Here is a 13,118-nt window from a genome sequence, read left to right on the forward strand (position 1 = left end):
CCCACTCATAATATGCGTGGCAGACATATTAGAGCTTTATCATTTTGGGCATTTTGCTTGGAAGATGGCAAACACTTAATAGTGGATTTCTGGAAGGTTTAAAGACATAACAGGGGAGCAAACAGTATGCAAAATCGCCCAGCCATAGTTGCTGTCGGCCGAACCAAGTTTGGTGAGCATTACGGCAAAGAACCCGAAAAACTCATCGAGGAAGCTTGGCTTGCCGCCTCAAACGAATGTAATATGGAACGCAGAAACCTCGAAGCCTGTTACATGTCGGATTGCTTTCTACCTATAACTAACAAGTTGGGACTCGAAGAAGGGTTCCTCTCAGAATTAACCGAGCTACATGTACCCATGGAGGTCACCCGCAGCTTCAGTTCAGCGTTGATGACGGGTTGCCGCGCCATCCAAGCAGGCATCTACAACACTGTGCTGGTAGGCGGCATCGAAAAGATGACTGACCGCTGGGACAAAATCCGAGACGACCTCATGCTACTCGATGACCCATGGAGCTACTTTGCAGGCGGAACCCCCGAATCCAACCATGAACTCATGATGCGCGCCTACATCAAAAAACACGGCATCGAGGGTCAGGACCTGGAGAACCTTAAAACCTCGCTGGCCCAAGTTGCAGTTAAGAACCACGCCTATGGAGCAAAAAACAAGTATGCGCAGTTCCAGCGCAAAATCAGTGTGGAACAGGTTGTAGCTGCACGCAAATCCGCCAATAAACCCCTTGGACTCTTTGACTTCGCGCCTATTTCTGACGGCGCCTCAGCGCTTATCTTAACCAGCGAGGAAGTAGCCAAGAAAATGACTGACCACCCCATCTATGTTTTATCAAGCGGTTCAGCCACAGACTACCTTAACTACCCCGCCAGAGCAGACCTTTCACGCTTCATAGCCGCTGAATTAGCCATGAAGAAGGCAACGCAGCGAGCTAACGTTTCAGCCTCTGAAATCGGGCTAATGGAAGTAAACGACCAATCCACGATGATGGAGATGGTTAGCCTCGAAGACCTAGGTTTCTGCCCACCTGGCACAGCATGGAAAAGCATCCATGAGAGCTACCAGAAAAACCAGCTTTTCTACGAATTCGGCGGCAAACCCCTCTACGTTAACACCAACGGCGGCTTAAAAGCCGACGGCAACCCCTTGGGCGCAACCGGCGGAGCCATGGTGTATGAGGTTTATCGTCAACTTCGCGGTGAAGCAGCAGACCGCCAAGTCACCGTTGAGGGAGGACTCAGATACGGCGGTGTCTTGGAATTCGAGGGTTTTGGAACTAAAGCCTTCGCCACCATTTTAGGAGGAAACCCCCAATGAGCAGTGAACCAATCGAACGTAGAGTCAGCTATCTTGGCGACCGCCTTAAAGCGTGTAGGTGCCAGTGCTGCGGCAAAGAGTACTTTGAAGTTCGCGACTACTGCAGCAACTGTGGACGTAAAAGCTACGGGAAAATGGAAAGCATCGATTTATTCTACGATAAAGGCACCTTGGAACTATGCACCTTAATCAATGAACCCACAAACAAATTCGCCAAATTGGGCACTTTTATCTTCGGCATCGTGTCCTTCCACGACGGAAAAATCAGGGTGCCCGCCCGCCTAACCGACCAGCTTCTCTGCGGCAAATCAGACTTCGACCCTGCCGAACTCGAGGGCAGGCAAGTTGTGCCGCGTTTCCGCAGACGCTACTCCGTGGGCAAAAGCGACATGATCCCCACTATCTCGCTGGCGTTTACGTTGGCAGACGAGTACTATCCACATCAGGAATACAAGGTTGTGCAGCCAACCAAAGACTATGAGCTCCCCGGCATCGTGGGCTACGGCGTCTACTCCTCGCGTTTCCGCATAAAAGAAGAGACCCTTGAGCGGGCAGTGCCATTCATCGACGAGGACTCCGTGACTGCGGCGGTGGAAGCAGGCAAACTATCGCTTATCCACTCCGGTGTCGACAGCGCCTGGATCGGCAAAGTCTACGCTGGCAGCGAATCAAACCCCTATGCAGTTAAACCCATCGCCGCCAAAGTTGCGCAGGTGCTTAAGCTAGGCGAGGAGGAAGACGACGTGCAGGGCGTAGATGCAATCGACACGGAATTCGCCTGCAAAGCCGGCAGCAGCATGTTCAAGGATGCCTGCGCATTGGTAAGCTACCCCAAATCAAACATACGTTACGCCATGGTTATTGGTGCAGATAACTCGCAGGCGGCTCCACGCGGTTGTCCCGGAGGCGAGCTTGATGCTTTCGTTGGATACGGTGGCGCTGCTTTCATCTTCGGCAAACAGGACGTAATCGCCGAGGTCGAGGGCTGGTACAGTTGCACATCGGATACCCCTGATTTCTGGCGCAGAGACGGCGAACCCTACCCGATGCATGGCGGCAGATTCACCGGCGACCCCGCCTACCACAAGCACATCAAAAAAGCAGCCTCCAAGCTAATGGAGCGCTGCAACCTCAAAGCCGCGGACATAACCTACTTTGTGCCCCATCAACCCAACCCCGCTTTCCCCATGCGCGTCGCCAAGGACCTGGGCTTTAAGGAGGAACAGTTCATGCCCTCTATCCAGATGACCAAGTTCGGCAACACCTACAGCGGCGCCTCCCTCATCGGCTTAGCAGCTATCCTTGACATTGCCAAACCCGACGAGCGCATCTTGGTGGCAAGCTACGGTTCAGGCGCAGGCAGCGACGCCTACCTCCTCCGCACCACCAGCCAACTGCTCGATAAGCGTGCGCGCCAGAAAGTCACCGTTAAATTCCTCGCGGAGAACCCGTTTGTGGAGTACGTGGATTACGCGACGTATCGGCGCTTGAAATCGGGCATGTAGCCATTTTAGGCTGCCCCCTACTTTTTCATTAAATATCTCGTGGCAACTATGATTGAGAGAGCAGTGAGGACGCCGATGGATATGAGGATGGCGACTTTTATAAGCCAATCAAGGGTGGCAGTGTTGCCCTGCGATAAATTAGAGGGCATAGTTGGCGCTGTAGGTTGCGTATCCGTTGGGGAGTCTAAGTTTGCGGAGCCTAAAGCAATCTTAACGAAGTGTGAGCTGTGGTGATAGGTGGCGTAGAGGAGCCAGCCCTCGCTCTGAGGCTGCACATTAAAGTCAATTTGGGCGCTGTCAAGGTAGAGTTTTAGGTTCGAGATGTCGCTGACCAGCGAGTTGGGGATGTAGAAGCTGACGTAGCCGGTGGTGCCTGATTCGCCTGAAACCCTAAAGTTCAGTTCTTTGGCGGCGGAGTTGAAAGCTAACTCTGTAAGAGTAGAGTTGGATGTAACCGAAAACACGCTATTTTCCAGGCAGGGGGTAATTGAGAAGTTCATGATGTTGGTTGTGCTCAGGTAGTTTTCACTGCCTGGGTAAAATGCCTTAAGCATGTAGTCCCCCGTCGCAGTAAGCAGCCAAACCGCGGAGAAGCTGCCATCCGAGGTGGTGTGGACGCTGGTAAGGTCCTGCCAGGATTCTCCAAGGGATGCACTGTATGATAGCATGATGGGCGCATTTGGAATCGGGTTGCCTTGTTGGGTTAGCTGCCCAGCGATTTTAACTTGTAAACTTGATTGAGACGACGAGCTCACACATGAAGTGGTAAGAGTAGGAACATGGACGGCGTCAGAGGAAATTGAGAAGTCATCCACTATATGCCAGCTGCTGCTTGATCCCGTGCCTGCGCTGAAGCCCAAACCGCTGTATGTTCGGTCAAAGGTTCCGCTCCACTGCAAAACCAAGTCTTGGTCAATGTAGACTCTAACCGAGGAAGCTTGGACTTCCACTATAGCGCGGTGCCAGTTGCCGTCTGATGCTCTTGAATCATTAACGAAGCTTAAATGGTTGCCTGAAAAATCCTTAATCAATGCAACGTGGCTGCCTGAGGGGTCGCCCTGCGGATTCTGGGAGCAACCCGTGAATTGGTTAAAGTCATAGGGAATATTTTGCCAAGCATCAAATTCTACACCATAGCCCGGTACAGGTATGCAATCTCGGCTCATGTCCGGTCGGGAGCTAAAGCCTAAGCTGCCGCCAATATCCAGCTGGGAATACTGCTGCTTGTAGAAGAACAAGGTGAATCCATCGCCGCCTGTTTTGTAGCGAAAACTAGCTGTAAAGGACCCCCGAATTGGGACGTTCAGGAAGGCAGCGCCGCCTTGAATGCAATTGTTTGTGGTTAAAACTAAGTTTTGGTTTGCGGAGTCACGGTTGGCGGTCCCCTCATATTGCCATGATCCCGAATCGCGACTAAAATCATCGGATAGAATCATATCGGACTGCGCTTCTGTAGAGGGAAAGAAGGCCGAAAAACAAAAAACCGATGATAATAAGACCACTGTTAAAATAGCGCAAACATAAGTTCTGGGTAGCAAGGTATGCATTATTTCACCACTATCAGCGTCAGATGTTATGGAGTATAAGGTTTCTTGTCAACATTTCTGGACTAAGCTTAGTCAAGGTTTCTTGACAAACCGCCCTGCATAAATTCAGAAATGACCTTGCTGGCCTGCAGGTCTGCGGGGATGTGAACAACACTTAATAAATCCCTTGCAGTTCAAACATACCGAGGAAAACAGAGTTGATTCTCACTGACCTACTGCAAGTAATATATGCACCAAAGAAAGCCTTCAAGAATATAGTTGCAAATCCCAAGTATCTTGCCGTCGTAATCGTGCTTGTACTGTTCATGGGTTTAATGATTGGCTTTGAGTATGCCCAGTTCACCAAAACCTCCCTTGAGGTAACTTCGCCAGTCGCGGGTATAATGCAGAGCTACAACAACGCCACCAACTGGGTAGGCAGCACCAACGTGGTATTAACCAACAACTTTGCTGATTACTATAACAACACAGTTTACGTTGCGGAGCTGCAGGTGGCGCCTAACGATGCCAAAGGGTACTATCCGCTGTTTGGCAACTTTAGCATGCAGATACAGGCCAACAACACCAACTCGGTTATTGTCGCTTTATCCAACACCTCCAATGTGGATTGTACGCCGGGCGGCTTCCAGAATCTATCCATCACATTAAAGCTCATTGAGCCCCCGCAGGCACCCCAAAACGCCACCTTAACGCTTTACTCGCTGAGCGACACCGACTTCTACACCTACGACTTAACAAGCATGCTAGCAGACGCGAACGCAGTGAATCAGTGGGGCAACTTAACTGTGCCTTTGGGACCCAACGCAGAAGGCTGGACCGCCACGGGCAACCCGCAGTGGACCAACATCACAGCGTTAACCATGCAGTTTAACTATGCCGAAAACCAGGACGTAACCATCCGGCTTGGCGCGCTGTTCTTCCGTGGGCAATACATGCAGCCGGTCCAATATGACATCTTTGGGCTTCTAGGTTTCCTGCAGGTGTTCTCGCTGCAGTTCCTCTTCACATGGCTAGTGTTGACTGCGGTTGCATGGATCATTTTTAGGGCACTTAAGAACCCGGTTGTATGGAAACCGATCTTCATAGCGTTCGGATGCACCCTGATGGTGATGGTTATCCGCGGCTTAGTCAACATTATCGCCACCGCCGCCATACCAGCCGTCTACTACCCCTATGATGTAGCGTTAGGGTTAGGATACAACAGCTTCATGACTGTATCTTACCCCGCAGGCACCATCGGCAACCTAACAGCGCAATCCATGAGCACACTTGCCCTGATAGACTCGTCACTGGAAGTGTTCAGAGGCATCGTTACAGGTATGTTCGTGGTTTCTTATTTTTGGCTGGGCGCCTTATGTACGCTTGTCCTCAAAGAACTCAAGCCTGAGTTCTCGTTGGTTAAATGCATTGGCGTCGCCGGCGTAGCAGTCGGAGTCACCTTACTGACGTTGTTCCTCTTCATCGGGGTAATCTAACCCGCCCCTCCCTTCTTTACATCCCATTCTTTGTTGGGCTGCCCAGTTAGCAAGATTTATATTTTCGAAAAAAGAAAAGCGTTTACAGACAGTTAGAAGTGAAGCAGATTGGTAGATATTAAAGACTTAAACGATGGAATGAAACGGGTTAGCGTGGAAGGCAAAGTCGTCGAGAAAGGCGACACCCGCGAAGTCAAATCTAAATATAAAGATGAAACTTACCGAATAGCCGACGCCGTCATCGCAGATGAATCAGGCAGCATCAAGCTGACGCTTTGGAACGAGCAGATCGAGCAGGTTAACGTGGGCGACAACATAAAAATCGAGAACGGCTACGTTACCAGCTTTAAGGGCGAAGTCCAGCTTAACGTCGGCAAATTCGGCAAAATGACCGTCAACTAGAAAGGCAACTGTTTTATTTCTCGTTTTTCTTATTTTATTTATGAGTTTTTTAAGAGAAATCGGTTTTTTCGGTGCAGTGTTGGCGCTGGGAGTAGCCGTGTCTGTTGTCGCTTACACGATAGATTCAGCGAATCCCTGGAACTTGGCTGTGCGGCTGTTTGCCCTCAACGGTTTCATCGCGCTTAGCATCGCCACAATCATGGCGGCTTTCCTAAAGGAAATAACCCTGTTTTTCAAGAAGCCCTTCATGAGAATTCACCACTACTTCGCCGCGGCGGGTTTGGTGCTCATAACTCTGCATCCCATAACCCTAGCACTCCAGTACTCTACCCCCGCCGTGTTTCTCCCCAACTTCAACTCGCTTTACCTGTTTATGTTCTTTGGCGGACGCCAAGCCCTAATCCTGATATTTGTTGCCTTGGCTGCTGTGTTGCTGCGTAAAAAAATCACTTCTTACTGGCGTCCCTTCCATGCGCTGATGTATGTGGCGCTTTTCTTTGGTGTGGTGCATGCGGGTTTGTCAGGCACTGACTTTGAGAATTGGGCAATACTGGTTTTGTTTAATGGATTATTTGCGGCTTCCGTGGCAGCGTTTGCTTTCAAGCGTTGGCAGTTTTACCGCATAAAATCCAAGAAAAAACCAAAACGGTAGTAAGTCTATTCTACCTTAGAGCCGAAAAGCGATATGTTCGCTGGGTTATCATAGCCCGCAAATCTTTAATCCTTTGACGAGGAGCGGCTGCAAATGGTGTTAGCAGACGTTTTCTGCACTTTCCGTGGTCAACTTGATTTTGCTGTGTTTGGTGCAAAAATTTATTAATTTAGCTGCTTGGGTCATTGTCGTTTGGGATTGCAATGCAGTTTGAGCTTGTCGCGCCATACAAAATTTCGCCGGGGCAGCAGGATGCAGTGGAGAAACTCGCCGAGCGCTATCTGGGCGGCAAAGACAAGCAGACGCTGCTGGGCATAACTGGCAGCGGCAAAACCTTCGTTATGGCAAACCTGATCAGCAAACTCCAGAAGCCCACCTTGATTTTAGCCCACAACAAAACGTTGGCGGCGCAGCTCTACGGGGAACTCAAGGAGTTGTTTCCCCATAACCGCGTGGAGTACTTCATCAGCTTCTATGATTACTACCAGCCTGAATCCTACTTGCCCGCGCAGGATATGTACATCGAAAAGGACAGCACCGTCAACGACCAAATTGAGAAGATGCGCATGCACGCGGTCTCAAGCATAGTTAGCCGAAGCGACACCATCATCGTGGCTTCTATTAGCTGCATCTACAGCTTAGGCAACCCCGATGACTTCCGCACCATGGCGCTGTCGCTTGAAGTCGGCGCAAAGCTAAGCCGCCAGGAACTCATCCGCCAGCTCGTGGACATGCAGTACGAACGCAACGACATGGTGCTGGAGCCCGGCAGGTTCCGCGTTAGAGGTGACAGTGTAGATGTGGTGCCCTCATATGAAAGTGACATTTTACGTGTGGAACTGGAAGGCGCGGTCATTCATAAAATCCGGGAAGTCAGTCTCCTCAACGGAGACATAAAAAACACGGTGGATAAACTCACGCTTTACCCGGCGCGGCAGTACGTGGTGCCTGAGGAGAAGCATGCCCTGGCCCTTGAGCATATCAAGCAGGAACTCGAAACAAGGCTCCCTGATTTGCCGCCGCTGGAGGCACACAGGCTTAAGCAACGCACCAACTACGATTTGGAGATGATTAAGGAAATCGGGTTTTGCCCCGGAATGGAGAATTACAGCCGCCACTTCGACGGACGCCGAACCGGCGCGCCCCCCTTCACCCTCATCGATTACTTCCCCAAGGATTTCCTGCTCATCATCGACGAGAGCCATCAGACCATCCCTCAGGCCCGCGCCATGTACAACGGCGACTTCAGCCGCAAAAAAACGCTGGTGGACTTCGGTTTCCGCCTACCCAGCGCGCTGGATAATCGCCCCCTCAAATTCGACGAGTTCGAGGGCAAAATGGGCAAGGTGCTCTTTGTCTCCGCTACCCCCGCCGAGTACGAGCTGGATAAGAGCGGCTCGCCTGTGGAGCTTATCACGCGTCCCACGGGGCTTTTGGATCCCGAGGTGGAGATGCAGCCCATCGAGGGGCAGATGCAGCATCTGATGGCGGAAGCCAAGAAAACCATCGGGCGGGGCGACCGCGTGCTAGTCACCACGTTGACTAAGCGTATGGCGGAGGACCTTGCCGATTACCTCTCCAAGGAGGGCTTCCGCGTCCGCTACATGCACAGCGAAATCGAGAGCCTCGACCGTATCGAGCTGGTGCGGCAGCTCCGCGTAGGCGACTTCGACATCCTGGTGGGCATCAACCTGCTCCGCGAAGGCCTTGACATCCCCGAGGTCGCCACCATCTTCATCCTCGACGCTGACAAAGAGGGCTTTCTGCGTGATGAACGCAGCCTCATCCAGACCATCGGACGCGCCGCACGCAACGTCAACGGCAGAGTCATCCTCTACGCCGACGTGCAAACCAGATCAATCAAGCGCGCGATGGAAATCACCTATTACCGCCGCAGCTTCCAGAAACGCTACAACCACCAGCATTGCATCACGCCTAGAAGCATCATCAAGGGCGTCTCGCAGAAGGAAGGCGTGATTAGGGGCACCAAGCATCTGCCCAAGTCGGATATCCGCCGCCAAATCATCGAGATGGATGCTAAGATGCGGGAAGCCGCTGAGAAATTGGACTTTGAGAAAGCCATCCAGTACCGCGACGCAATAGCTGAGCTGCAGCGTACATTGGATCGCAAGGCGGAAACCGAGGCGGCGACACCCGAAATTTAGGGGTTTATGGCAATAAAGTTCTAATCTGCGAGGGTAAACACAGCTAGAATCCGCGTGTAAAGAGAAGGGAACAGTTCAGTAATGCGTGACAACATATCCATCAAGGGTGCACGGGAGCATAACCTCAAAAACATCGATTTAGAGTTGCCCCGAAACAAACTTATAGTGATAACTGGGCTGTCGGGCAGCGGCAAATCCACCTTGGCCTTTGACACCATCTACGCCGAGGGGCAACGCCGCTACGTCGAGAGCCTATCCGCCTACGCAAGGCAATTCTTGGGCTTGATGGATAAACCCGACGTGGACAGCATCGAGGGGCTCTCCCCCGCCATATCTATCGAGCAGAAGAGCACCAGCAAAAACCCCCGCAGCACCGTGGGCACCGTCACCGAAATCTACGATTACCTCAGATTACTTTTTGCCCGCATCGGCACCCATCACTGCCCCAAATGCGGCAGCAGCATCCACCCTCAAAGCGCCGAGAACATCACCAGCCTGATTATGTCTGAGAAGGGCAGAACTCTGGTTTTTCTTGCGCCAATTATCCGCGGAATGAAGGGCACCCACGAATCCATCTTCGACGACCTCAAACGTGAGGGCTACACCAAAATCCGCGTGGACCAGAAAATCTATGAGACCGATCACGTCAAGGAAGAAGTCAAGCTGGTCAGATACGAGAAGCACTGGATAGAAGCCGTCATCGACACGGTGGAAATCAGCGACGAGGAACGCAGCCGCATAGCTGAAGCCGTGGAAGCCGCACTTAAAACCGGCAAGGGCACCATGGTGGTAATCGACGCCGCCAACTCGGATGCGGGCGAAAAGAAGGAGCTTGAACGCTTCGAGGGCGAAACCATGTACAGCACCTTCGGCGCCTGCCCCAACCACCCCGAAATCGTGTTCGAGAGCCTTGAACCCCGCATGTTCAGCTTCAACTCGCCGTTTGGCGCCTGCCCCGTCTGCCACGGTTTGGGCGAAATCACCGAGGTTACCGCCGACAAAGTCATCCCTGACCATAACCTATCCATCATGGACGGCGCGTTGGCGGTTTACAAGGGTACAATGGATTTAAGTTGGCGCGCCCAGCAGTTGGCCGCCGTGGGCAAAAAACACGGCTTTGACGTTTTCACCCCGATTAAGGACTTCACCGAGGACCAGGTGAAGGTGCTGCTTTACGGCGACCGTGAACCCATAAACGCGAATTGGAGCAACGGCGCGAACATGTGGATGCGTGACGGCTGGGAAGGCGTGATTCCGCAGACGATGCGGCTGTATCGGCAAACCGAAAGTGAATGGCGCAAAGAAGACATCGAGAAATTCATGACGGCTCGTCCCTGCAACGCCTGCCATGGCAGAAAACTCCAGCCCGTCGTGCTCGCCGTGCAGATATTGGGAAAAAGCATCATAGACGTAACTGACCTCTCCATCGAGGAATCGGTGGATTTCTTCCATGACTTACCCCCACAGCTTAACGAGAAGGAACTGATGATTGCCAAGCAGGTGCTCAAAGAAATTAACGAGCGATTGGGCTTCCTTAAAAACGTGGGGTTGGGTTATCTCTCGCTGTCCCGCGCGGCAAAAACATTGTCGGGCGGCGAAGCCCAGCGTATCCGGTTGGCAACGCAGATTGGCAGCAACCTCATGGGTGTCCTCTATATCCTCGACGAACCCAGTATCGGATTGCATCAGCGCGACAACGCCAAGCTCATCGCTACATTGGCGCGGCTACGGGACCTCGGTAACACGTTGATTGTGGTGGAGCATGATGAGGACACGATGCGCCACGCAGACTACATCGTTGATATGGGTCCAGGCGCTGGCGTGCATGGCGGCCACATCGTCGCGGAGGGCTCACCAACCGAGGTTATGGCGAACAGCCGCAGCCTCACAGGCAAATACCTCAGCGGCGAACTAAAAATCGAGGTGCCCACAGAACGCCGCAGCCCCGTAGGCTACATCAGCGTGAAGGGCGTCACAGAAAACAACCTCAAAAACCTCAACGTGCAGCTTCCGCTCGGCGTCCTCTGCGGCGTCACCGGCGTCTCCGGCTCGGGCAAAAGCACCCTTATGAACCTCACCACCATCCCCGCATTGCGGCAGATGTTCGGCGAACAAGTCGACAAAGTTGGTAAACACGAGAAGATAGAAGTGCCCGAAGTGGTCCGCAACGTCATAGTCATCGACCAAGACCCCATCGGACGCACCCCCCGCAGCAACCCAGCCACCTACACCAAGCTCTTCGACGAAATCCGCCGCATCTTCGCATCCACCAAAGAAGCTAAAGCCCGCGGCTACAAAGAGGGCCGCTTCAGCTTCAACGTGAAAGGCGGCAGATGCGAGAACTGCCAGGGCGACGGCGTCATCCGCATCGAAATGAATTTCCTCCCCGACGTGTACGTGCAGTGCAGCGAATGCAAGGGCAAACGCTACAACAAAGAAACCCTCAGTGTGCAGTATAAGGGCAAAAACATCGCTGACGTGCTGGATATGACGGTGGAGGAGGCTGCGAAGTTCTTTGAGAACACGCCGCGGGTGGCGCGCAAGCTGCAGACGCTGCTTGATGTGGGTTTAGGTTACATTAAGCTGGGGCAGAGTAGCACCACTTTGTCGGGCGGGGAGAGCCAGCGCATCAAAATCACCCGCGAACTCAGCAAACACAAGAGCGGCCACGTCGTGTACATGCTTGACGAGCCCACCACGGGCTTGCACTTCGACGACACCAAACGTCTCATCCGCGTCCTCAATCGGCTGGTGGACAACGGCAACACCGTCTACATCATCGAACACAACCTCGACGTCATCAAAAGCTGCGACTACCTCATCGACCTCGGACCCGAAGGCGGCGCAGCAGGCGGACAACTCCTCGCGCAGGGCACACCCGAAGAAGTTGCAAAAGTACCGCAGAGCTACACAGGCAAATTTCTAGAAAAGATACTGAACCATAAGCTGGAAGAGGCAGTAGCGGCTACCAAGAATTAACCAACTTTCTTTTGTGTAAAACTACCGCTGCTATACTTGCATTAACCATCAAGAATATTACAAGAGATATCACCGTAAATTCGGGTATGATACATGGCGGACGCGCGACGAGTCGGTACAGTAAGCAAATTGAGGTTGTTTCGACATTGGTATCGGTATTCGAGCTAATGTTTCCTAAAGTCGAGGTATAGCCTGTGTGAATGCCGCCGTCGGTGGGGTCTTGAAGGTTCCAGATTATAGTTTGCATTTCTGCATAGTTAGCGTCAGTGAAAATTGTTTGTTGGGTTAAGGTCCCGTTTGTAGTGCAATTCAGTGATTTTGCTATCCAGAGGGCTAACCCGATTTTGTATGTTTGAAATTCTGTCGGGTTAGCATTGAAAGGTTTGTCTATGAATCCTGTGCCGTTCCACATAGACATGCCTTGGTTAAAATATGTAATTGCCCCCGCGATGTCATTTTTCAAGAGGAGATTCTGAGACCACCAAAAACAAAGATCTGCATACTGAGTGAAGTCTTGCATTACATCGCCGTCACGGATGTCTTCCTTGATTATGTACTCCCCGACAGAAATATTGTAGCTGTTTGAAGCCCTAATTGGTTCAATTGTTTTGTTTAAGGTTAATTCGACTAATCCGTTTCCGCTCACGCCATATTCAGCAAGGCTCTGGTTCAAAGTCTCAGACAGAGAGTGATTATACCCTGACAGTACTGCGTAAGCTAGAAGATTATCGTTAGTTAGCCATATCGTGTTAGGCTCTGCTATAGGGGCAGCTTTAAGCAACCCAACACTGGGAACGTACATTACGTTAGTTAAATAATTGACGGCTTTTTCTGCCTGGGTATGGTAGGTGCCTCCAAGTGCTAGCAACGGATACTGGGTTACGCTTATGCTTGTAAATAGAGCTAAAATTGAGATAACCGCAGCCACCAAAACGGAATGCTTCCTCATACCAGCCTCTCTCAACAGTTTACAAGTCGGCCTTAACAGGTATATAAAACCTAGGTGGGCCCTGTGTCCTGCAACTTTGCGAATGCCAGAAGTTTAGCCGCCGCTTGGTTTGCTG

At 51.8% G+C, this 13,118-nt stretch carries 9 protein-coding genes; 7 read left to right on the forward strand and 2 right to left on the reverse strand.

Annotated elements, in window-relative coordinates; translation table 11 throughout:
* Positions 1-126 precede the first annotated feature (126 nt).
* Positions 127-1,329 (forward strand): hypothetical protein, encoded by a 1,203-nt coding sequence (locus NWE93_10615; protein MCW4000681.1) that lies wholly within the window; start codon positions 127-129, stop codon positions 1,327-1,329.
* Positions 1,326-2,834 (forward strand): hydroxymethylglutaryl-CoA synthase, encoded by a 1,509-nt coding sequence (locus tag NWE93_10620; GenBank protein MCW4000682.1) that lies wholly within the window; start codon positions 1,326-1,328, stop codon positions 2,832-2,834. The genes NWE93_10615 and NWE93_10620 overlap by 4 nt, the downstream gene beginning before the upstream one ends.
* Before the next feature lie 17 nt (positions 2,835-2,851).
* Here NWE93_10620 and NWE93_10625 read toward each other — a convergent pair whose 3' ends face one another.
* Entirely contained in the window at positions 2,852-4,270 is a 1,419-nt protein-coding gene (locus NWE93_10625) for a hypothetical protein (protein MCW4000683.1), read from the reverse strand.
* A gap of 308 nt (positions 4,271-4,578) precedes the next feature.
* On the opposite strand from NWE93_10625, the gene NWE93_10630 reads away from it, so the two are divergent.
* The 5 genes from NWE93_10630 (at position 4,579) to uvrA (ending at position 12,054) form a co-directional block, all read left to right on the forward strand.
* On the forward strand, positions 4,579-5,856 hold the full coding sequence (locus tag NWE93_10630; protein ID MCW4000684.1) for a hypothetical protein: 1,278 nt from the start codon (positions 4,579-4,581) through the stop codon (positions 5,854-5,856).
* Positions 5,857-5,964: 108 nt separating this feature from the next.
* On the forward strand, positions 5,965-6,258 hold the full coding sequence (locus NWE93_10635) for an OB-fold nucleic acid binding domain-containing protein (GenBank protein ID MCW4000685.1): 294 nt from the start codon (positions 5,965-5,967) through the stop codon (positions 6,256-6,258).
* 40 nt (positions 6,259-6,298) lie between these two features.
* Positions 6,299-6,910, forward strand: coding sequence for a hypothetical protein (locus tag NWE93_10640; GenBank protein MCW4000686.1), 612 nt, complete (start codon positions 6,299-6,301; stop codon positions 6,908-6,910).
* 197 nt (positions 6,911-7,107) lie between these two features.
* Positions 7,108-9,075, forward strand: coding sequence for an excinuclease ABC subunit UvrB (gene uvrB, locus NWE93_10645; protein ID MCW4000687.1), 1,968 nt, complete (start codon positions 7,108-7,110; stop codon positions 9,073-9,075).
* A gap of 81 nt (positions 9,076-9,156) precedes the next feature.
* On the forward strand, positions 9,157-12,054 hold the full coding sequence (uvrA, locus tag NWE93_10650; protein ID MCW4000688.1) for an excinuclease ABC subunit UvrA: 2,898 nt from the start codon (positions 9,157-9,159) through the stop codon (positions 12,052-12,054).
* On the opposite strand, the gene NWE93_10655 is transcribed toward uvrA, so the two are convergent.
* Positions 12,041-13,003, reverse strand: a complete 963-nt coding sequence (locus NWE93_10655; protein ID MCW4000689.1) for a hypothetical protein — start codon at positions 13,001-13,003, stop codon at positions 12,041-12,043. The genes uvrA and NWE93_10655 overlap by 14 nt on opposite strands.
* Positions 13,004-13,118 lie beyond the last annotated feature (115 nt).

Source organism: Candidatus Bathyarchaeota archaeon (assembly GCA_026014735.1).
In the GTDB taxonomy this organism is placed as follows: Archaea; Thermoproteota; Bathyarchaeia; order Bathyarchaeales; family Bathycorpusculaceae; genus Bathycorpusculum.